Source organism: Paraburkholderia sp. BL25I1N1 (assembly GCF_003002025.1).
GTDB lineage: Bacteria > Pseudomonadota > Gammaproteobacteria > Burkholderiales > Burkholderiaceae > Paraburkholderia.
Window position 1 is genome coordinate 1 of sequence record NZ_PVZB01000044.1, and the last position, 22,418, is coordinate 22,418.

General features: G+C 61.3%; 17 protein-coding genes. 8 read left to right on the top strand and 9 right to left on the bottom strand.

Annotation, left to right across the window (positions count from 1 at the left end; genetic code table 11):
* The 4 genes from rfbB to B0G73_RS37835 form a co-directional block, all read right to left on the bottom strand.
* Nucleotides 1–779 (bottom strand): dTDP-glucose 4,6-dehydratase (rfbB, locus tag B0G73_RS37820; RefSeq protein WP_106286144.1); only part of this gene is annotated, 779 nt, incomplete at its 3' end.
* 1,184 nt (nt 780–1,963) lie between these two features.
* Nucleotides 1,964–2,698 (bottom strand): Crp/Fnr family transcriptional regulator, encoded by a 735-nt coding sequence (locus B0G73_RS37825; RefSeq protein ID WP_106286168.1) that lies wholly within the window; start codon nt 2,696–2,698, stop codon nt 1,964–1,966.
* Nucleotides 2,699–3,152: 454 nt separating this feature from the next.
* Nucleotides 3,153–4,640, bottom strand: a complete 1,488-nt coding sequence (locus B0G73_RS37830) for a hypothetical protein (protein ID WP_106286145.1) — start codon at nt 4,638–4,640, stop codon at nt 3,153–3,155.
* A 385-nt stretch (nt 4,641–5,025) separates the two neighbouring features.
* Nucleotides 5,026–6,573 (bottom strand): methyl-accepting chemotaxis protein, encoded by a 1,548-nt coding sequence (locus B0G73_RS37835; RefSeq protein ID WP_106286146.1) that lies wholly within the window; start codon nt 6,571–6,573, stop codon nt 5,026–5,028.
* Nucleotides 6,574–6,843: 270 nt separating this feature from the next.
* Here B0G73_RS37835 and B0G73_RS37840 point away from each other — a divergent pair, with 270 nt between their 5' ends.
* The gene (locus B0G73_RS37840; protein ID WP_106286147.1) at nt 6,844–7,944 is read left to right on the top strand and encodes a glycosyltransferase; all 1,101 of its coding nucleotides are present in this window, start codon (nt 6,844–6,846) and stop codon (nt 7,942–7,944) included.
* A gap of 102 nt (nt 7,945–8,046) precedes the next feature.
* On the opposite strand, the gene B0G73_RS37845 is transcribed toward B0G73_RS37840, so the two are convergent.
* From B0G73_RS37845 to B0G73_RS37860, 4 genes are read right to left on the bottom strand one after another with little or no spacing between them, the layout of a single operon-like run.
* Nucleotides 8,047–9,924 (bottom strand): nucleoside-diphosphate sugar epimerase/dehydratase, encoded by a 1,878-nt coding sequence (locus B0G73_RS37845; RefSeq protein ID WP_106286169.1) that lies wholly within the window; start codon nt 9,922–9,924, stop codon nt 8,047–8,049.
* A gap of 5 nt (nt 9,925–9,929) precedes the next feature.
* Nucleotides 9,930–10,961 (bottom strand): glycosyltransferase family 4 protein, encoded by a 1,032-nt coding sequence (locus B0G73_RS37850; protein ID WP_106286148.1) that lies wholly within the window; start codon nt 10,959–10,961, stop codon nt 9,930–9,932.
* A 7-nt stretch (nt 10,962–10,968) separates the two neighbouring features.
* Nucleotides 10,969–11,925, bottom strand: a complete 957-nt coding sequence (locus B0G73_RS37855; protein ID WP_106286149.1) for an SDR family oxidoreductase — start codon at nt 11,923–11,925, stop codon at nt 10,969–10,971.
* The gene (locus B0G73_RS37860) at nt 11,922–12,767 is read right to left on the bottom strand and encodes a glycosyltransferase family 2 protein (protein WP_106286150.1); all 846 of its coding nucleotides are present in this window, start codon (nt 12,765–12,767) and stop codon (nt 11,922–11,924) included. Before B0G73_RS37860 ends, B0G73_RS37855 begins: the two co-directional genes overlap by 4 nt.
* 365 nt (nt 12,768–13,132) lie before the next feature.
* Between B0G73_RS37860 and B0G73_RS37865 the strand changes: the two genes are divergently transcribed.
* From B0G73_RS37865 to B0G73_RS37895, 7 genes are all read left to right on the top strand, one after another.
* Nucleotides 13,133–14,557, top strand: a complete 1,425-nt coding sequence (locus tag B0G73_RS37865) for a UbiA family prenyltransferase (protein WP_106286151.1) — start codon at nt 13,133–13,135, stop codon at nt 14,555–14,557.
* A gap of 3 nt (nt 14,558–14,560) precedes the next feature.
* Nucleotides 14,561–15,877: an FAD-binding oxidoreductase gene (locus B0G73_RS37870; RefSeq protein ID WP_106286152.1), complete on the top strand. Its 1,317-nt coding sequence runs from the start codon at nt 14,561–14,563 to the stop codon at nt 15,875–15,877.
* Nucleotides 15,874–16,614, top strand: coding sequence for an SDR family oxidoreductase (locus tag B0G73_RS37875; protein ID WP_106286153.1), 741 nt, complete (start codon nt 15,874–15,876; stop codon nt 16,612–16,614). Before B0G73_RS37870 ends, B0G73_RS37875 begins: the two co-directional genes overlap by 4 nt.
* 15 nt (nt 16,615–16,629) lie before the next feature.
* Nucleotides 16,630–18,345 (top strand): hypothetical protein, encoded by a 1,716-nt coding sequence (locus tag B0G73_RS37880; RefSeq protein WP_106286154.1) that lies wholly within the window; start codon nt 16,630–16,632, stop codon nt 18,343–18,345.
* Nucleotides 18,346–18,460: 115 nt separating this feature from the next.
* Nucleotides 18,461–19,399 (top strand): NAD(P)-dependent oxidoreductase, encoded by a 939-nt coding sequence (locus tag B0G73_RS37885; protein WP_106286155.1) that lies wholly within the window; start codon nt 18,461–18,463, stop codon nt 19,397–19,399.
* A gap of 13 nt (nt 19,400–19,412) precedes the next feature.
* Nucleotides 19,413–20,696 carry an NAD(P)/FAD-dependent oxidoreductase gene (locus B0G73_RS37890; RefSeq protein WP_106286156.1) on the top strand — a complete coding sequence of 428 codons (1,284 nt, stop codon included), beginning with the start codon at nt 19,413–19,415 and terminating at the stop codon, nt 20,694–20,696.
* Nucleotides 20,693–21,118, top strand: a complete 426-nt coding sequence (locus tag B0G73_RS37895) for a GtrA family protein (RefSeq protein ID WP_106286157.1) — start codon at nt 20,693–20,695, stop codon at nt 21,116–21,118. The genes B0G73_RS37890 and B0G73_RS37895 overlap by 4 nt, the downstream gene beginning before the upstream one ends.
* A 39-nt stretch (nt 21,119–21,157) precedes the next feature.
* On the opposite strand, the gene B0G73_RS37900 is transcribed toward B0G73_RS37895, so the two are convergent.
* Complete coding sequence (locus B0G73_RS37900; RefSeq protein WP_146144282.1) at nt 21,158–22,417, bottom strand: hypothetical protein; 1,260 nt, start codon at nt 22,415–22,417, stop codon at nt 21,158–21,160.
* Between the last annotated feature and the right edge of the window lies 1 nt (nt 22,418).

Here is a 22,418-nt window from a genome sequence, read left to right on the forward strand (position 1 = left end):
ACGTCGAGGTTCTTCTTCTCGTTCCAGCCACCGATGTTGTACGTCTCGCCCGGTGTGCCGCGCGCGAGCACTTCACGGATCGCGCTGCAATGGTCGCCGACATACAGCCAGTCGCGCACGTTCTGACCGTCGCCATAGACCGGCAGCGGCTTGCCGCCGAGCGCGTTGGCGATCATCAGCGGAATCAGTTTCTCGGGGAACTGGTACGGACCGTAGTTGTTCGAGCAGTTCGTGGTGAGCACCGGCAGGCCATACGTATGATGGTAGGCGCGCACCAGATGATCGGAACCTGCCTTGGTGGCCGAGTAAGGGCTATTCGGCGCGTACGGCGTGGTCTCGGAGAATTGCGGATCGGTTGCGGATAGCGAGCCGAACACTTCGTCGGTAGAAACGTGCAGGAAGCGGAACGCGGCCTTGTCGGCCTCGCCGAGCGCAGTCCAGTACTGACGGGCCGCTTCCAGTAGCGTGAAGGTGCCCACGACATTGGTCAGCACGAAGCTCTCCGGCCCGTGAATGGACCGGTCGACGTGAGTCTCGGCCGCCAGATGGATGATTGCGCGAGGCTTGAACTCGGCAAGCAATTCGTCCATTGCGGCGCGGTCGCATATGTCCGCGCATACGAAAATATGCAGCGGATCGTGCTGCAGCGATTTCAGCGTGCCGAGATTGCCCGCATAGGTGAGCTTATCGACGTTCACCACGGGTTCATCGCAGAGTTGCAGCCAGTCAAGCACGAAGTTGGCGCCGATAAAACCGGCGCTGCCTGTCACCAAAATCATGGAAGCCCTTTGGAAGCCGCCTTCGCGCAGTTGCGCGAAGGTCGATGGAGTCTGGCTGACATCCGGTGCATTGCGCAGCTACGGGACGTCGGTAGAGCAGCTTTGGTATAGCGTTCCATCGCGGCTTCCATCGCCGCGAACAGATACAACCAGCCCAGTGTAGGGTTCTAGAAATCTTGTTTCAGTGCGGAAAGCAACATACACGCTTTCGCCTGCGCTAACGGGGGTAAGGAGGGAGCGCTTCGCGCGGTCGGGCCCTTGCAGTGCTCGCGTTGCCCGTGCCTCAAGCGCGTGGCGTTGACGCGGTTGGACATTATCGCCAGTGGCCAACTATTTTTTCTGAAAGCGGTGCCTGCGTCGCCGCGATGATCGGTGAGGTCTTCACGGATTACGGCGGATGGACCTGCCGATCGACATAGGGACGCCGGCTGCGTGGTGTCCGAAGAAAGCTTTATTTATCGCCCCGAGGTGTTCTGGAACGTGCGACACATAATGCGCATACGAAAACGCCAATGACAACGCCGAATATGAAGCAAAAGAAATGTGTCAAAACGCTCGACATTTACCTGGTCCTTTCAATTGAGGCGAGATTGAATTTATAACGATCACCTCCTTCGCGATTCACCGGGAAACCACCGCATGCAACCGGCAGAACAGCGAAGCCCGCACAGGCAGCAGCGACGGTATGAGGTGGCGATCGACGCGCTAATCATCATACTTTACTAGAAGCGCGACCAGGTCGATAAAGGGGCACGGCTGAAGCAGTACGCGTAGCGCGTGGCAGCGGGCGCAGCAAAGGCTCCAGCCGGACGCGGATGGTCGTTACCGCTGGAGGTCAAAACGTGAAGTCCCAGCCGCGCCTACGCGCGTGCCAAGTCGGCAGAAGCCCGGATGTAGTGCGACGCGAGGCAAGAACTGCGGGCCGCCGCGCAATGGCCGTTTGACAGACGCGGAAGGGAGTATCTGTCGCGCACGATCCCGGCGCCCGCGGCCGATCAATCGTGAGCGCACCTATATCACGATACACGAGCGGCGACCCGACGCCTGCCGATACCGGCGTCAGGTTCCCTCAAGTCAAGTGCTCGCCGCGTTTACCGCCATGAAACGGTAGCAATCCACGCGAAGGCATCACATATTGCCGGGCACCCCAGACGTCAATGCGGATCGCGAACAGGGCGAAGCCGTCAGCGCGTGACCTCCGTCGCGTTGATACGCGGCAATAACCGGTCGAATTCGCGCTTCACGATCTCATAGCATTCGCAAGAGCGCGCCTCGAGTCCTGTCCGATCGAGAATCCGGACACGGCCGCGACTGTGGTGGATGAGATCGGCTTCGCACAGCTTGCCGGACGCCTCAGTCACGCCTTCACGACGCACACCGAGCATGTCGGCAATGACTTGCTGCGTGACGTGCAAATCGCTTGTGCCCGACCGATCGATATCGACCAGCAACCAACGGCACAGCTGCTCGTCCAGTCGATGCAGCCTGTTGCACGCCGCGGTCTGTGCGACCTGGGTAAGGAGAGCCTGCATGTACAACAGCATTGATGAGCGCAGAGAAGCGCAGTCGCGCAACGCTTCGCGCAGCGCGGTAGCGCTGATTCGATAAGCAAACCCCCGGCATTGAGCCTGAACGCTGGCTGGCATGGTGTCGCCGCCCGTCAGGATCGGCACGCCGGTCGTGCCATCCCTGCCGATTGCGGCGATTTCCACCGAACTGCCATTCTCCATCGTCTGCAGCAGAGACACGATCGCTGTGGCCGGAAAATAGACAGTTCGTATGAGTTCACCGGATTTCGACAGCAGTTGAGCCGGACTCAATTCGACGAGTTCGAGATGAGGAAGCAGCGCTTCCCACTCATGCGTTGGGAGCGCCTCGAGCAGGCGGTTGCCACGGCGGTATGACTGGAATGTCGTCATCATTTCCCTCACGTAAGTATCGCAGCCTGCCTGGGTATGGCAGGCCTCGCTCGAATAGAGGAGCCAATGGCGATGCATCGGCCTAATTCGCGCGGTCGGCAAACAGAAGCGGTAATGGAGACGATCAAAGCTTCGCACTGGTCATCGCGTTGCGTTCGATGTCGCAACGCAGCATAACCGCTGAAGAAGGTCGCGCCAATAATGCTGGCGGAATAGCCCGCACGATCGGCGGATTTAAGGGGACTTATTTGCGGTGAACGTTCGCTGAGGCGCTGGACGCCGGCGTCACTTTGCGGCAGATCGAAAGAACCCCGATCTTAGTTGAAGTGTCAACCATTACTATTTTAAAACCGCAACATGTCGAATTTATTAAGGATGGCTATGGAAATAAAAGCGGGACAATGTGCCGTGTCCGAGCACCTCGAATAGGTAAGCCACAGGTTGCAGGTCACAGTCAGCGGCGATGGTCCGCTCGACCGCGACGCGGCCGGCCACTGGCATGACCGTCGTCGTCCGCCGTTGCGATCATTTCCGCTTCCTGCATGGCGGCCGTCTCGGCCAGCGCTTTCAGAACGCCAGTCAGAATCCTCTTGCCGATTTCATGGTGAAAGATCCAGACGCCGTGGATTCGTCCAGTGAAGGCGGCCTCGCTCCCGATCTCAGGGTCGGGCCGAAAGCCCGAACCCAGCCCAAACGTGAAGAGTCCGCGTATCACCTTGCCGTTGATGTCAATCGGACGACCGAACTTGTCGATCTCGATGCCGCCCTGGCAGAACTGTAGGGGGATCTCCACTTCTAGATGGTCCACCAGCGCGGACATGTTGGGTCTGTAGCCCGCGCTGTGGATCACGCCACATGATTGCGCGAGACGGGTCGCAGCACGGGCGCGTTCGTCTTCTCCACAGGCGGCGTCGATCAATTCGATCCGCGGCTTCGCGCCCGCAACCCGGCCCTCCGACATCACCGCACATGCGATCTCGAATGCGCGGTAGCGCAGGCCACTCGAACGATTGACCCGCCGCGTGACCGGGCAAATATCGTTGACTGGATCGACCGGATAACCCCATGCGAGCGCCTCTTCCACGGTTTCGAAAAACAACCGCACGGGCGAGCGATGAATGATGGTGATCTCATCGAGTCCACCGCCGCCGAGATCTGTCGCGAGACGCTCGGTCATCGTGAACGCGCTGTGCGCGCCGCCGATGATCGTGATCCGGTTGGTACGCCGGGCTGCGGGAGGAGCGAACATAGGCGCGAAGGTGTCGACGAGTTGCGTGCTCGTGAGCCTCAGCAGTTCGTCCGATGTCGCGGTGATGACACCGTTGCCCGGCGCTGGGATGTCAAGCGTGCGGCACAGTTCATCGAGCTCCTCGACGCGCTGCGTTCCGCCGAGATTCATCACGACGGTATCGCTGATCATCATGCGGCGTGCCGCTGGTTTGCGCGTGTCGTGATAAGCGATTTCGAAGCGGCCGTCCTGACTGTGGCGAACCGCATCGATTTCGTGTCCGCGCAGAACGTCGACGTCGAAATGTTCGACGAGGTGCGCGATGAGCCGCTCGGCCGCCAGCGTAAGCAGTTCGCCGACCTCCGAGAGCAGCGGCGCACCTTCGGGGTCGGCGGCCATTTTTTTGTGCAACTCGTTGTATTCGCGAATGTCGCCGAACACCTCGTCAAAGCGTTCGTCCTCGAGACACGCAAGGAAAGACTTAGCGACCGAGTTGCCCGTGACGTTCACATAGTCACCGAGTTTGCCTGCTCCGAAGCGCATGCGTCTGTCGATGATCAGCAAGCCGTTTCTGGCGACCTCAGCGAGCTTGCCGCTCTTGAACGCATAGAACAGAAAGCCCATTCCTGCTGGGCCGGCGCCGCACAGCACACACGAGTAATCGCTTGGTACGTTCCCGGAATTATCCGGCTCTACCGCTGAGGACCTCTGCATGACTTTGGGGCTCGATAGTTGTCCGCTGTGAATCGATGCGCACCATGCGCGTTGCCGGCGTTGAGGAATGCCCTCGAGTCCGATTCAACACACAATATCCCTTAATGCGACGCATCACTCTGTGCGCTCGCGTACGGACAATATTTTGGAACCTTACCGCAAGTTATCGGATTCCTAACATTTTGCTGTACGGAAGCATGTTCCGGCCGCGAATTGCACCGGGAAAAGTTCTCTTGAACGGCAATCGACATGCCATGGAAGCACGAAGTACCTACACGTGTTGCTTATCTTACAAAAATTCACAATTAGGATTTCTGAATTAAATTGAGGTTTAATGCGCGATTGAAAGCGGCGCTCACCAACAACGCGAGCGCGGCCATTTTCACTACGCCATCTGAAACACCGCCACCGCATCCCGCAAAATCGTCGCCTGCTCTTCCAGCGATTTCGCCGCCGCAGCGGCTTCTTCCACGAGCGCCGCATTGTGTTGCGTGACTTCGTCGATCTGCGAGACGGCCTTGTTGACCTGTTCGATACCGTCGCTCTGCTCGAGTGCGGACGCCTCGATCTCATTCATCACGCCGGTCACGCGCTCGACGGCGCTCATCGCTTCATGAATCGTCTTCTGCGCGTCGGACACGAGGGACGCGCCCTCCTGGACCTTGGCGGCCGACTCACCGATCAACTCCTTAATCTCTTTCGCCGCCGCGCCTGAGCGCTGAGCGAGGCTGCGCACTTCCGACGCCACCACCGCGAACCCCCGCCCCTGCTCGCCCGCGCGCGCTGCCTCCACTGCCGCGTTCAGCGCCAGAATGTTGGTCTGAAACGCAATCCCTTCGATCATGCCGATGATTTCCGTCACCTTGCGCGACGACTCGCTGATCCCATCCATCGTTTCAGTAACACGCGACACCACTTTGCCGCCACGCGTGACTGTGTCGAGCGCGCCATGGGCGAGCCGGTTCGCCTGCTTCGCGTTGTCCGCGTTCTGTTTCACCGTGGCCGACAACTGCTCCATGCTCGCCGCGGTCTGCTGAAGCGCCGCAGCCTGCTGCTCGGTGCGTGAGGACAGATCCGCATTGCCCGACGCAATCTCGTTGGCTCCCTGAGTGATCGCCGTCGTGCTGCCGCGTACTTTCGATACGGTCTCGACGAGGCCGTCGCGCATCTTCGTCAAGGCGCCCAGCAACTGGCCCATCTCGTTGCGCGACTTGACTTTGATAGCCACCGTCAAATCACCGGCGGCGATGCGCTCGAAATGCTCGACGGTTGCGTTGACCGGCTTGATCAACGCGACTGACAAACCGATCCGCGCAGCCACCCCGATCACGAGCGCGATGGCGCCGATCGCGGCGAACAGCAGCGTCGCGATCTGGAAGCGCTGCGCGGCCGTTTGCGCTTGCTGATGCTGGCTGTCGATCCGCGAGCGTTCGAGCGCGTCGATCGCTTTCGAATAAGTAGCGTAAAAACCGTTCGCCGTCTCGCCCTGAATATTGCGGAAGGTATTGAAGTCGAAATCCGCAAGCGCCTTGAATTCCGGCTCGATCGCCTTGTCGACCAGCGCGCTGCGCGCCTGTTCCACGGACTGCGCGAGCTTCTGCTCGTTGTCGTCGGCAAAAGGGCCGGCCATGTAATTGCGGAAGTCTTTGTTCGATTCGACCAGCACCTTGTGCGCGGCCGGCAACAGGTCGTCGGTCTGCTTGCCGACGCTAAAGAGCGTCTGATACGAACCCAGTGCGAGCTGCACTTGCAGCAGCTTCTCGGAGCTCGCCTTCAGATGCGACAACGCGGCGGCGCTGCGTTGCGTGTCGTCGAGACTGCTGTTGGCGAGCTTGAGCGCGCCATAGCCGACACCGATCACTGTCAGCAGGAAAGCGACGAATACGCTGATCACCAGCGTCAGGCCGCCACGAATTGTGATGTTATTTAGCATTGGGTCTCCGGAACGTCTTGCCGATCGGCGGCGAAACAGGTTGGCAGGCGCGCGCGCCATCTTTTTGCGCGCGACTTACTCTTCGCCGCATCCAGGTTAACGACCTCGCACGGCCACTGCTAAATAGGTGGAATCCATGACTGGCGGGCGTTTGCGAGCGGCTTTGACCTCACTATCTGGGATCCGCGGGCTACCACGCGGCACCGCTGCTTTTCCGGGCGTGGCGCGTTTCGTTTGTATAATTCGGCGTCTTCGCTCAGGCCCACTTTCATGCTTAGTTTTGCGCTCGGCTTTCTCGTTTCACTGCTGATCACGCTGTTGATCGTGCGCTACGCGCATCTGCATGAAAAATTCTCCACCGACACCGATCTGGCCGGCGTGCAGAAATTTCATGTGCGCCCGGTGCCGCGCATCGGCGGGACCGGCATTCTGCTTGGGCTGATCGTCTCCGCCGTGCAGTTGCATCACCAGTATCCCGCCGTGTCGGGCGGCATCCTCGGGCTGATTGCATGCGGCATGCCGGCCTTCGGCTCAGGATTGGTCGAGGACCTGACCAAGCGCGTGTCGCCGCTTGCAAGGCTCGTCTGCACAATGGCGGCGGCCGCGCTCGCGTATTTCCTGCTGAACATCGCCGTGACGCGCATCAGCGTGCCGCCGCTCGACTTCCTGCTCTCGTACGCGGTGATCTCCTGCGCGGTCACGGTGCTGGCGGTTGCCGCGCTCGCCAACGCGATCAATATCATCGACGGCTTCAACGGACTCGCGTCGATGGTCGCGTTCATGATGTTCGCCTCGCTCGCCTACGTGGCGTTCCAGGTGTCCGATCCGATCGTGCTGTCCGCCTCGTTCATGATGATGGGCGCGGTGCTCGGCTTCTTCATCTGGAATTTCCCGGCGGGGCTGATCTTTCTCGGCGACGGCGGCGCGTATTTCATCGGCTTCATGCTGGCCGAACTGTCGATCATGCTGGTGATGCGCAATCGCGACGTATCGGCGTGGTATCCGGTGCTGCTGTTCATGTATCCGATCTTCGAAACCTGCTTCTCGATCTACCGGAAGAAATTCATTCGCGGCATGTCGCCCGGCATTCCCGACGGCGTGCATCTGCACATGCTGGTGTATAAGCGGCTGATGCGCTGGGCGGTCGGCGCGCGCACCGCGCGCGAATTGACGCGGCGTAACTCGCTAACGTCGCCGTACTTGTGGCTGCTGTGTCTGATCGCGGTCGTGCCGGCGACGTTGTTCTGGCGGCACACGCTGCATCTGTTCTGCTTCGTGGTGGTGTTCGCCGGGACGTATGTCTGGCTCTACGTGAGTATCGTGCGCTTCAAGTCGCCGCGGTGGATGGTGGTGCGAAAGACCCGGCGGTAACGAAAAAAGGCGCTCGAATAAGCGCCTTTTGTTTTGTGCGTTTCTTCACGGCGGGCTTGCGACTCCAGGCCGCAGCGAAAGCCAGCCTTCACCGGTTCATGGTCACGAAGCCCGCGTCGCCGAGGCTACGCTATGCAACGCCGGCGCGGCAGCCGGCTGATACTCCGGCACCCAGCGCCGCAGATCGCGGCGCACCTCCTGGTCGCTTGGCACACGATGCTGCATCAGCCAGGGCAGCAGTTCGTCGAGGAGATTGTCGGGCGCTTCACGCGCCTGCGCGATGCGCAGCTTGGGATGCGGCGTGCGCGTGGTCGCTTCGTCGTCGGCCAGCAGTTCCTCATAGAGCTTCTCGCCGGGACGCAGGCCCGTGAAGACAATACGGATGTGCTCCTCGCTGAAGCCATACAGGCGGATCAGGTCACGCGCCAGATCGACGATCTTCACCGGCTCGCCCATATCGAGAATGAAGATCTCGCCGCCGTGCCCCATGCTCGACGCTTGCAGCACGAGTTGCGACGCCTCGGGGATCGTCATGAAAAAGCGCGTGATCTCCGGATGGGTGACCGTAACCGGCCCACCTTTCGCGATCTGTTGCTGAAACTTGGGAATCACACTGCCCGCGCTGCCGAGTACATTGCCGAACCGCACCGTTTCGAACTGCGTGCGCGTGCTGGTCTGCTGCAGCGCCTGGCAGGCCATCTCCGCGAGGCGCTTGCTCGCGCCCATCACGTTGGTCGGGTTCACTGCCTTGTCGGTGGAGATCAGCACGAAATGCTTCACGTCGTGACGAATCGCCGCGCGTGCGACACGGTATGTGCCCAGCACGTTGTTGCGCACCGCCTGCCATGCATTCAGCTCCTCCATCAACGGCACGTGCTTGTAGGCCGCGGCGTGAAAGAGAATGTGCGGCGTGTAGCGCGAGAGCACCTGATCGAGCAGCAAGGAATCTTTGGCGTCGCCGATCACCGGCACCACGGAGAGCTTCGGAAAGCGCTCATGCAGTTCTTCCGCGAGACGGTACATCGCGTATTCGGACAGATCGAACGCGATCAATTGCGCGGGTTCGAAGCGCAGAATCTGGCGGCACAGCTCCGAGCCGATCGAGCCGCCCGCGCCCGTCACCATCACCACGCGGCCGCTCAACAGCGCTTCGACGTGCGGCATGTCGATACGTACCGGTTCGCGCCCGAGCAGGTCTTCGAGATCGATCTGACGCACGCGCGACAGGAACGCTTCGCCTTGCGTGAGCGTGGTCAACGCGGGCAGCACCATGGCCCGCACGCCGGCGCGCACGCACAGCGTTGCCACGCGGCGTTGCGCATCGACCGACGCCGACGGAATCGCGATGATCGCGTGCTCGACCTTCATGTCCGAAGCCCAGTGCTGCAGATCGCTGATTGGCCCCCACACCTTGTAACCGTAGATTTCGCGGCCCTGCTTCGCGGGGTCGTCGTCGAGCAGGCCCACCAGCCGCCATTCGCTCGAACGCGACAGTTCGCGCGCCAGGCTCGCGCCCGCATTGCCCGCGCCGAGCACCACCACCGGCTTGCCCTGTCCGACGAGGCCGCCGTACAGATAGAACTCCTTGGAAGCGCGATAGAGCGCGCGCGAGCCGCCCATGGCGAGGAACAACAGAAGCGGAGAAACAGCGAGTACGGAGCGCGGAATGATGGGATGCGGTTGGGCCATGACGGCCACCATCATCATCACGAATGCGCCGGCCAGCACGGCTTTGGCGATGCGCATCAGGTCCGGCAGGCTCGCAAACACCCACATGCCCCGATAGAGGCCGAAGATGCGGAACATCACACCGTAGACGGGGAGCACCCAGATGAGGGTTCGGACGGCGCCGGACCAGAACTCGACCGGAACGTAGCCATTGAAGCGGATCAGATATGCCGCGAGCCAGGTGCCCGCGACTGCGCAAAGGTCGAAGGCGAAAGCGCTAAATGATAGCCATGAGGCTTTGTGTCGAAGCATCGGCGTCACACCTCAGGTTGTTCGGAAACTGCTATCCGGAATCGACGCCAGCGTGAATCGACTCCGATACCCATCAATACCAGTACGATCACCCATGCACCCACGCTACACCATTGAAGCGCTGAAGGCCAGCCAAGCGACACGACAGCAAGTATTATACCAGCCGCCATTACTGCATACCATAGGATGGCCGTCTTCGAATGCCCGAGCCCGTACTGGACCATGCGTTGGTAGTAGTGCTCGCGGTGTGCCTGCCAGATTTTCTCGCCGCGCAGGAGCCGCCGTAGCAGTGTGACCGACGCGTCGCCGATGAACGGCGAAAACACCAGCGCCGGAAACCAGATCGGCCAGACGCCGTCACTCCAGCCCCAATAGCCGAAAGCGCCCGCCAGGAAGCCGAGCGGAATCGACCCGGCGTCGCCGAGGAAGATTTTTGCCGGGTGGAAGTTGAAGATCAGAAAGCCCGCGGCCGCGCCCGCCACGGCGGCCGAGGCCCACGTGAGTTCCGGCGACGGATGCGCGGTGAGCGCGGCCCCGGCAGCGTAGCCCGCGAAGCCGAACAGCGTCATGCCGCCGGCAAGGCCGTCCGCACCGTCCATAAAATTGTAAAGATTGACCAGCCAGAGCAGTAAAAACGACAAGGCCGCCAGCAGCCAGAGCGGCGCCGACGCGGGGTGCGCCCAGACGAAAATCGCCACCGCGGCCAGGTGCGCCGCGAACCGGACCCGCGCGGGCAGGCCGCGCCGGTCGTCGATCTGCGAGACCGCCGCCAGCACCGCGGCGCACAGCGCGGCAAGCCAGAGATGTGGCGCGACGACAAGCGTCCCCACGACCACCACCGGAACGATGCCCCAACCGCCCACCCGCGGCGTGGGCCGTGTGTGCAACGAGCGGTCGTTGGGAATGTCGGTGGCCAGACGCCACGCGAGGCCGGTCCTGAGCAGCGTCCACAGGATCGCCGCGCAGGCACAAGCAGAGCCGAGCGCGATCAGGATCACGGTCGTCCAGCCCGGCATCGTGGAATGGGACATCAGCATGCGTGCCTCAATGCGTGGATCGGTACCAGTGGGCTGTCGCGGCCAGCCCTTCTTCGGTGGAATGCGGCGCCTGCCAGCCCAGCACCGTGCGAATCCGGCTGGTGTCGAGCTGCAATGAGCCGACCAGCCGGTCTACTTGCGCCGTGCGCCCGGTCAGGCGGCCGGCGAGGCGCAGCCAGCTCTCAGGCACGGGCAGCAAACGCGCGGGCCGGCCAAGGTGGCGGCCAAGCGCGCGCGCCAGTTCGGCGATCGTCAACGCGTCATCGTCCGCAACGTGGAAGCACTGCTGGGCCGCGCGCGCGTCGGTCGCGCAATGCACTAAAGCGTCCGCGAGATTGTCGACATAGATGAGGCTCCGTCTTGCACGAAGCGCGCCGAGCGGCAGCGGTACGCCCTTCCATACGGCGCTCATCAGGCTCAGGAAATTAGCCCGCACGTCCGGACCATAAACCAGCGGCGGGCGCACGATCACGATCTCGAGGCCGGTCTCCGCACCCAGGCGGATCAGCGCTTCTTCGGCAGCGAGTTTCGAGCGACCGTACGGATCATGCGGCGCCGGCGAATCGTCTTCGCGCACCGGGCGGCCCGAATCGGCTTCGGTCATCGCCTTGATGCTGCTGACGAAGACAAAGCGCCGCACGCCGTGCCGCCGCGCGGCGCGCGCGACACGCAGCGTGCCCTCGACATTGGTCGCCTGGAACGCAGCCTCTGGATCGGCGGCATCCTCGAGCATGACATGCACGCGCGCCGCCAGATGCACGACGCAATCCACCTGCAATGCGGCCGGCCAGCCTGCGTCGATACCCGCGAAATTCACGCTGGGGGCGACCCATTCGTGCACGCCGCGTTCTGGCTGCATCTCACGCCGCACAAGGCCGGTGACCGTGTTGCCGGAGTCACGCAACGCACGGCACAGCGCGCGGCCCACAAAGCCGTTGGCGCCGGTAACGAGCACCCGGCTCATAGCCACTTCCAGCCGAACCGGTCGAAGAACTTGTACGCCGAAGACATGAACATGCGGATATGCACGGAGCCCTTGCGTGCCGCGCCGCCGCCGTGATGCAACACGCGCACCGCGGGCGCGTAGACGACACGGGTGACGTCATGCGCGCGAAGACTCAGATCATAGTCCTCGAAGTAGAGGAAATAACGGGCGTCGAAGCCCGCCAACTGCTTCAAGGCCGTCATGCGAAACAGCATGAAACAACCGCTGACGATCGGCGGATCCCACACTGTGTCCCGCGCATTGATCCGGTCGCGCATCTCATAGCGCGCGAGTCGACGGACAAACAGCCGACGCATTCCCGAGGGCAAAAAGCCGCGTACAAACAGATCGAGCAAGGTAGGGTAACGCCGGCACAAGAACTGTTGCTCGCCATGCTCGTCGCCGATCCATGGCGTGATGAGGCCGGCTTCGGGATGCGCATCGAAAAAATCGAGCGCTTCGCGAAGCGCGTCGCTCGCCAGATCGATGTCGGGATTCAGCACCAGGTGATAGCGGCTGGCACTGCGTTCGATTGCCAGATTGTGGCCCCGGCCGTAGCCCACGTTTCCCTGTCCCGCAATGATCGTACAAACGATGCCGCGAGCCCCGACTTCCTCTAGCGTTGCCGGGATGTCGGGCAGGCCGCCGTTGTCCACCAGATATAGCGTCACCGGGAGTTGCGGTCGGCTGACGTGCAGCGCATCGCACGCGGCGGCAAGCCCCGAGAGCGTGGACACCAGCTGTTCTGTATCCGGGTTGTAGACCACCACCGACACGGACAACCCGTCGGACAGGGGATGCAGAGTGCGCGTTTCTTTCATGTAGAACTGCGTGCCTTATCGTGGGCACTTCGGTGGGCACATCGGATGGGCACTTCGAAAGCCGACGTTGCGTAGACGCAACAAACCCGAAGTTTGCTCAAATTTTCGCGGTTCGGCAACCCGTCTTTCCCTTTGTTACGCCCGATACGATTCCGTTAAGCGCCATTTGACACGCTTTGATTCGGGTCTTCCGCCTCAGAATCAATCACTTTACCTGTAAGGTTGTGCGCGTTATCGCAGAATAGTAAAGTAACGCCGCCAAACTCCGGCCGCGTGTTACCGGACGAGATTCGGGCTTCAGCGCAGCGCCACAGACGGCAGCCGTCCGCTCAACAAATCTGACAACCGCCCTCAGGGCAGAATGAATGCGCAGCAGACCACTCGTCGTCGACCTCGACGGCACATTGATTCGCTCAGACATCCTGATCGAGTCTGGATTTGCCTATCTGAAGGCCGCCCCGCAACGCTTTTATGAGCCGCTGCTGTGGCTCGCGCGCGGCGGCAAGCCGGGTTTGAAAGCGGGCCTCGCCGACGCGACGAACGTGGACGTCGCCGTGCTGCCCTACGACGCCACCGTCCTGCAATGGCTGAAGGTTGAACGCGACGCCGGCCGCTCGCTGGTGCTGGCCACGGCAAGCCACGAACGTTATGCGCAGGCCATCTCGGCCCATCTCGGCATTTTCGACAGGACGTTCGCAACGAACGGCAGCATCAACCTGTCCGCTCACAACAAGCGCGATACGCTGGTCGCCGAGTACGGCGAAAAAGGCTTCGACTACGCCGGAAATTCGCACGACGACCTGGCGGTCTGGCAATCCGCCGACCGCGCGTACGTGGTGAATCCGTCCAACGGGGTGGAACGCGCGGCGCGCAAGATCGGCAATGTGGAGCGGGTGATCGAATCACGCCCGCCCGCCACGAAGACGTGGGCCAAATCCTTGCGCCTGCATCAGTGGCTGAAGAACCTTTTGATCTTCTTGCCGCTGCTGGCCGCACATAAGTTGTCTTCCCCTGAACTGACTCTCGCTGCTCTGCTGGCGTTTCTCACGTTCGGCCTGTGCGCCTCAAGTGTCTATCTGCTCAACGACCTGCTCGATCTCGAAGACGACCGTCATCACCCCGTCAAACGCAAACGTCCGCTCGCTTCCGGCGCACTGCCGCTCACATGGGGACTCGCGCTCTTTCCTGTCTTGCTGGTGGTCGCGTTCGTCACGGCGTGGTTTTTCCTGCCTTGGCAATTCTGCGCGGCGCTGTTCGGCTATTACGTATTGACGCTGGCGTACTCCACGTTCCTGAAACGCCAGGTGATGGTCGACGTGGTGGTGCTGGCCATGCTGTATACGATGCGCATCATCGCCGGAACGGCGGCGGTCGACGCGCAACTGACCTTCTGGCTGCTCGCCTTCTCGATGTTCATCTTCCTGAGCCTCGCGCTCGTCAAGCGCTACGCCGAACTGCATTCGATGAAAGCGCGCGGCCTCGTCAAGACGCGCGGGCGCGGCTATGTGGCGAGCGACCTGTCGCTCATCTCATCGCTTGGAACCTCGTCCGGCTATCTGGCCGTGCTCGTGCTTGCGCTCTATATTCAGGACGCGAAAACCGCCGGCATGTACCGCCATCCGCAAGTCATCTGGCTCGCCTGTCCGCTGCTGCTCTATTGGGTCAGCCGCACCTGGATCATCGCGCATCGCGGTCTGATGCACGACGATCCGATTGTCTTCGCGGCGCGCGACCGGGTCAGCCTCGCAGTCGTCGTGCTGTGCGGCCTGATTTTCTGGGCCGCGATCTAGGCGATGAGTCGAGTTCTGTCATGGGGACGTTACCCGCCAATACCGCAGGAAGCGCATGCGATCGCATGGCGTGATGCCGCGCGCGCCACGTGGTCGGACGCGGCCGGGGAACACGGCACCACGCTCGCCTTCGGCAATGGCCGCAGCTACGGCGACAGTTGCCTCGCCGCCTCCGGCCATGTCGTGCAAACGCTGCCGCTCGACCGGCTGATTGCCGCCGACTGGCAAACCGGTGTGTTGCGCGCGGAACCCGGCGTCACGCTCGAGCAAATACTCGACGTCGCGATTCCACGCGGCTGGATGCTGCCGGTCACACCGGGCACGAAATACGCGACTTTAGGCGGAGCGATTGCCAACGACGTTCACGGCAAGAATCACCATGTGCGCGGCACCTTCGGCCGGCATGTGCGCCGCTTCGCGCTGGCGCGCAGCGACGGCTCACAGTTCGAGTGCTCGCCCGACGAGCAAGCCGAATTTTTCGCCGCCACGATCGGCGGCCTCGGGCTGACCGGGCTGATCCTGTGGGCGGAGATTCAGTTGATGCCGATCCGCTCGAGCCTGATCGACATGACCAGCATCCGCTTCGGCGATCTGGACGAGTTCTTCGCGTTGTCGGAAAGGCTCGACCCATTGCATGAATACAGTGTGGCGTGGGTGGATTGCCAAAGTCGCGGCTCGGCGCTCGGACGCGGTATCTTCATGGCCGGCGACCATGCGACGGATGGACCGCTCGAAGTCACGCGGCGAAAGAAGCGCACGGTCCCCTTCACGCTGCCGATTCCGGTGTTCAACCGCTTCACGTTGCGCGCGTTCAACGAGCTCTACTATCAGAAGCAGCAGCGCGGCGAAGTCGTCGCGCAGGTCGGTTACGACGCCTACTTCTACCCGCTGGACAGCTTGCTGGAATGGAATCGAATCTACGGGCGCGCGGGCTTTCAGCAATACCAATGCGTGGTGCCGCCGGCCACGGCGCGCGACGCGATCCGCGCGATTCTCGACGCGATTGCCGAAAGCGGCACGGGCTCATTTCTCGCCGTATTGAAACGCTGCGGTGATTTGCGTTCGCCGGGCCTGTTGTCGTTTCCGATGGAAGGCACGTCCCTCGCTCTCGATTTCCCGCAGCGCGACGCATTGAATACCCGGCTCTTTGCGAATCTCGATGCCATCGTGCGCGAAGCCGGCGGCCGGATCTATCCGGCCAAAGACGCGCACATGCCCGGCGCCGACTTTCGCGCCGCTTACCCTCAATGGCAGCAACTCGAAGCGCTGCGCGACCCCGCGTTACTCTCGCGTTTCTGGGAACGGACCACACGAACATGAAAAACATTCTTATCGTCGGCGCCACGTCGGCGATCGCCATCGCCTGTGCGCGCCAATGGGCCACCCAGGGCGCACGTTTTTTCCTGGTTGCCCGCAACGGCGAGCGTCTTCAGCAGGTGGCCGCCGATCTGACCGCGCGCGGCGCGCAACTGGCGGCCTGTCATCAACTCGATATCGATCGCCTGGATCTGCATGCGCGCATGCTCGAACAGTGCCAGAGAGAACTCGGCGCGCTCGATATCGTGCTAGTCGCGCCCGGCACCTTGCCGGACCAGGCCGTGTGCCAGGCGGACCCCGCGGTGGCCGTGCGTGAATTCAACACCAATGCCGTTTCAGTGATCGCGTTGCTGACGCCGATTGCCAACATCCTGGAAGCGCAGAAGCGCGGTGCATTGGCGGTCATCTCGTCGGTGGCGGGCGATCGCGGCCGACCCTCGAACTATCTGTACGGCAGCGCGAAGGCGGCGCTTTCCGCGTTCTGCGAGGGACTGAATGCACGGCTGTTCAAAGCCGGCGTCCACGTTCTGACCATCAAACCGGGCTTCGTGGCGACGCCGATGACAGCCGGTTTGCCGTTGCCCGGGCCGCTTGTCGCGACGCCTGATCAGGTGGCGAGCGATATCGTGCGCGCGGTTGAGAAGCGCAAGGACGTGCTCTACACGCGCTGGTTCTGGGCGATCATCATGCTGATCATCCGCTCGGTGCCGCGCTTCCTGTTCAAGCGGGCGTCCCTGTAAAGGGAAATCGGGACGATGAGTCGGCGAGAAACTTCTGGCAACTACGCGGTATTCGCGCTGGGCGTCATCACGTTCGCAACGACGGTGTTCGCGGTGTGGCAGCACTTCTCGCCGTTGCCATACGGCGACTCGTGGGACGGCTCCATTGGCTTCTATATGCGCGCCGCGCAAGATCCCTGGCACGCGTTTTTCGAACAGCATAACGAACATCGCCTGACTTTCTCGCGATTGATATTTTTCGCCGACATTCGTTATTTCGGCGGCCGAAATGTCTTTTCCCTCATTTCCAACCTGGTGCTCGCGGGTGCGCTGGCGGCGGCTTTTTTCCGCATCACGATCCACTACCGCCCCACCCTCACACGGCAGACGCGCTTTGGACTGGCGGGCGCCATCCTCGTATTCGCCTTCTCGTGGATGCAGCGGGAAAACTTCGCATGGGGATTTCAAAGCCAGTGGTTCGCCGTTTATCTCTTTGCGCTGCTTGCGTTCCATTCAATCGATCGTACCGCCGAAGCCAATGCCGGTGCCGAACAGGCCAAACGGCTCGGCTGGCTGACGGTGGTGTTAGTCAGTGCGTGGCTCGCGGCATACTCGATGTCGAGCGGTGTACTGGTGCTTCCCGCGCTTATCGTGCAGGCACTTTACGTGCGGCTGAAACCGCGCGAACTGCTGGCAATCGTGATCGTGACCGTTGCCGTATGGCTCGCCTATTTCATCGACTGGCACAAGCCGGGTAGCAGCGGCAATCTGCTCGCCGGCGTACGCGAACATCCGATTGCTGCGATTCGCTACGTACTGCTCTATCTGGGCTCGCCGGCCTTTCAGATCAGGACCGGCCTCGCGGGCGCCTACGTCACGGGTATTCTGGTGTTGGCGGCGCTCGCGGCAAACTGCTTCAGACTCTTGCGTGCCGGTGCCGATCGTCCGCAAGGGGTGGCCCTGCTCGTCTTTGCCTTGTTCATCGCGGGCAATGCGTTGCTGACGGCGAGCGGGCGGCTTTGGTTCGGCCTGGAGACAGCGCTGGCTTCCCGCTATACGACCGCCTCGCTGATGGGCTGGCTCGCGCTGATCCTCTTTGCTGCGCTGAACAGCCGCACACCGGAACAATTGAGGCGTGCCGTCTTCGTCGCCGCACTCGCCACCCTGGCCATCGCGTCGGGTCAACGCTTCTTCGTGCGGGCGGATCGTGACGAGACTTACGCACGTTTCGTCGCCGGCCTCGCGCTGCGGGCTCATGTCTATGATCCTGAGATCATCCGCCCGGTCTATCCGTTTCCTGATGCTCTGCCGAACATCGCACGGCAAGCCGAGGCGGAACACCTGTCCATATTCGCGCCCGATCAGCCCGACTATCTGGTGCCGCCGAGCCAGGTCAACGCGCCCTCGCCCTGCGCCGGCAGCATCGACGACATCTCCGCGACGACGAGCCCCGGCATATATCGCGCGACGGGTTGGATTTACGATCAGGCAGACAAGCGCACGCCACGCGCAATCGTCGTTACCGACGCCACAGGAATGACGCTTGGCACCGGCGTCGTTGGCGGCGAGCGAGGCGACGTTCGCAACGTATTCGGACGAAGCGCCCGATACAGCGGCTGGACGGCCTTTTTCAAGGCACCGGCGAGCGGCGGGATACGAGTCGATGGACAAACCGCCACCGGTGCGTATTGCGCACTGCAAGCCGAAAAACCGATGCCCGCAGTATTGCCTGCCGCAGCGACCATTCAATAAACACTGCCCGCAGCGGCCGCCGGCGGTTTCCAGGCCGTTTCTGGAGACGCCTCGGCTTGCTAGTATCATCTAGCCCTTACAAAGTTGCTGAACGCCCCATTCAAAGAGTTAACGCATGAACCAAACCCGCATCCTTCTTCCAGGCGGCGCCGGCCTTGTCGGCCAGAACCTCGTTGCGCGCCTCAAAGCGCGCGGCTACGACAATCTGGTCGTGATCGACAAGCACAAGGCCAACCTGGAAGTGCTTCGCAAGGTCCATCCTGACGTCACGGCAATTTATGCCGACCTGGCCGAACCGGGCGGTTGGGAGCAGCACTTCGAAGGCGCGGATCTCGTCGTGATGCTGCAGGCACAGATCGGCGCTCCGACCATCGAACCGTTCATTCGCAACAACATCACGTCCACGCGGAACGTGCTCGATGTGATCAAGCGCAACCAGATTCCGTACACCGTGCACATCAGCTCTTCGGTGGTGAATTCCGTGGGCGAGGATTTCTATACCGACACGAAACGCGAGCAGGAAGAGATCGTGCACGCCTCGGGCATCGAATGCGTCGTGTTGCGGCCCACGCTGATGTTCGGCTGGTTCGACCGCAAGCACCTGGGCTGGCTGTCGCGCTTCATGCATCGCGTGCCGGTGTTCCCGATTCCCGGCAGCGGCAAATACATGCGTCAGCCGCTTTATGTCGGCGACTTCTGCAATGTGATCATCAGTTGCATCGAGTCGCGCATCAAGGGCCAGTCGTTCAATATCACCGGCCTCGAACGCGTGGACTATATCGACATCATCCGCCAGATCAAGCGCGCCACTCGCGCACCGTGCGCGATCGTGCGAATTCCGTATGGTCTCTTCTATGTGCTGCTGAAGGTGTATGCCATCTTCGACAAGAACCCACCGTTCACCGCGGACCAGCTCAAAGCGTTGACGGCCGGCGACGAATTCGAAGTGATCGACTGGGAAGGCATCTTCAAGATCCGCGCGACGCCGTTCGCAAAGGCCATGGACGAGACCTTCAACGATCCGACGTATAGCCACATCGCACTGGAATTTTGAGCCAAGCCACGTTATGAGCGAACAACGCATTGCAGTACTCGGCGCCGGACCGATGGGTCTCGGCGCCGCCTACCAGCTCGTCAAGGACGGGCGCAAGCCGGTCATATTCGAAGCAGACGACCGGGTTGGCGGGATGGCCGCGTGTTTCGACTTCGGCGGCCTCTCGATCGAACGTTACTACCATTTCCACGCGATCTCGGATCACGCTTTCTTTGAGGTGCTGCGCGAGCTGGGACTCGAAGAAAAAATGCAGTGGCGCGAAACGAAGATGGGCTACTTCTACCAAGGCCGCGTGCAGCCATGGGGCAACCCCATGGCGCTTCTGAAGTTCAAGGGGCTCAGCCTGCAAGCCAAATTCCGCTATGGCCTGCACGCGTTTCTGTCGACCAAGCGCAACGACTGGAAGCCGCTCGATCACGTCGAAGCGACGGGCTGGATTCGTCGCTGGATCGGCGAAGAAGCGTGGGAAGTGTTGTGGCGGCGGCTGTTCGACTACAAGTTCTACGACTACGCGTACAACCTGTCCGCAGCGTGGATCTGGAGTCGTATTCGCCGCATCGGCCGTTCGCGCTACAACCTCTTTCACGAGAAACTCGGCTACCTCGAAGGCGGCTCCGATACGCTGCTGGAAGGTATGCGCCGTTATATCGAGGCCAACGGCGGCGAGTTTCGTCTCGGCACGCCCGCGCAGAAGGTCGTGATCGAGAACGGTAAAGTCAAGGGTATCGAAGCCGACGGTGAGTTCCTGCCGTTCGACAAGGTCATCAGCACGATTCCGCTGCCCTATGTGCCGCGCGTGATGCCGGATCTGCCCACCGAGATTCTCGACGCATTCCGCAGCGTCAAGAACGTGGCCGTGGTGTGCATTATCGCCAAGCTGAAGAAACCGGTAACCGAAAACTTCTGGCTGAACACCAACGATCCGGAGATGGACATTCCGGGCATTGTCGAATACACGAATCTGCGACCGCTCGATCATCACGTCGTCTACGTGCCGTTCTATATTCCGGGCGAACATCCGAAGTACCAGGAACCGGATTCGGCGTTCATCGACAAAGTGAAACGCTATCTGATGAAAATCAATCCGGCATTGAAGCCTGACGATTTCATCGACGTGCGCGCGAGCCGGTATCGTTTTGCGCAACCGATTTGCGAACCGGGTTATCTCGACCGCCTGCCGCCGATCCAGTTGCCGGTGGAAGGCCTGCTCGTGGCCGATACGTCTTACTACTACCCGGAAGACCGTGGCATCTCGGAGAGTATCGGGCTATCGCGCAAGATGGCGAAGATGATATGACCCGGGTTCATGCACTCGCCAAGCGTACCTTCGTCTCGAAGAGCTTTCTGCTGTTCCTGTTGACCGGCGGCTTTGCCGCGGCGGTCAACTGGGGCAGCCGGATTGTCTATAACAAGTGGATGCCCTACTCGGCCGCCATTGTCGTCGCGTATATCACCGGGATGATCACCGCGTTCATTCTCGCGAAGCTGTTCGTGTTCACGAAGAGCACGCAGTCGACGGGGCGGTCGGTGTTCTTCTTTACGCTCGTCAATCTCGTTGCTGTCGTGCAGACCTGGGCCGTGAGCGTCGGATTGGCGTACTACGTGTTTCCGCGGATGGGCATGACCTGGCATGCGCGCGATCTTGCGCATGCCGTCGGCGTGGCTGTACCGGTGTTCACGAGCTACGTGGGGCACAAGCGGTGGAGCTTCAGGCACTGAAAGATCGGCGCGACGTAGCCGATCTATCCGCGCACACGATCAGCGCGCAGGCTTGACCTCTGCCCGGAACACATCACCTGGTGGCGCATGAACGAGGAAAACGCCATCTTGCGCCGACACGATTTCATAGGGATACCAAGGAACCCTGAATCGCAAGGCGCTATTCACCAGCATCAGCAATAAGAGCAGCGCAGCGGCGTAGCGGGCAAGCGCGATTCTGCTTCTGGCGGCCACGATCACGAACGTCCACATGCACAGAACGAGCGGAAAGAACGTGTACCGCGCACTCACGCCCGACCACCGGACAGGCAACTCCGGCGCATCACTCCGCACCACGCCGAGCATCCAGAACACGACGGCGAGCGCGAGCGCTATCACGCAGACGTTGCGCCATTTGCCGCGCAAAGTCGCCACGCACGCCAGAACCGCGGCCAACAGTGCGAATGAAACATAAAACATGCCCTTGCCCAAACCATTGATCCACCGGTCGGCGAGTAAGAAGTCGAGCACGAAATAGCGGAAAAAAGCGCCCTGCCAGCCGAAGTGCAAATATTCGCTTGCTGCGTGGGCTGCCGGATGGTTTGGCGGGCTTGTCAGTAGCGTCACTAGTTGAACCGCGCCGCCGGTCACAACCACCAGCAGCGGCAACCAACACAGGCGCTTTCCAGACCGCTTCAGGTGAGCCACGATGCCCAGCGCGGCAACGGGCGAAAACAGAATACTGAACGGGCCGGTCAGCGAGAGGAGACCGATAGCGACACAACGGCTGAAAATCCGATTCGTGTCGGTGCGCTGCGCGCTGTCCCAGATCATCGCAATAAGCACGGGCGCGAGTACCCATTGGAGATTCGTGACGGTCAACCAGGCCTCGCCATTGTGAGGAATGAGAACGGGCGACAGACCGATCAGCCAGGCGCCGGTGCGCGGCAAATAGCGCGCGGCGATCAGATACAGGTACAGGCAGGAAACAAGAGTGGTGGACGTGGTCAGCCAGACAAACGCATGCGGCGTTGAAATAACTGTCCCGAACCACGTATAGCCATATATCAGCAAACGCGGCACCGCATGCAGGTATCCTGCATAAGGCGTGATGATGGCTCGAGCGCCGAGTTCGAAACCTTCTTTGATGAAAATGGGCGCGTCTTCCGCCCATAGATAACCGTGCGTCAGCCGGCCGTGCATGCGGATAAATAGCACGACAAGCGCGAGAACAAAGACAAAAGCGCCGTCGACTAAAGACCGCCGTCGTGACAGTTCATTCTCAATGCTAGAAACGGGGTCTATCTGAATCTCGGCCATC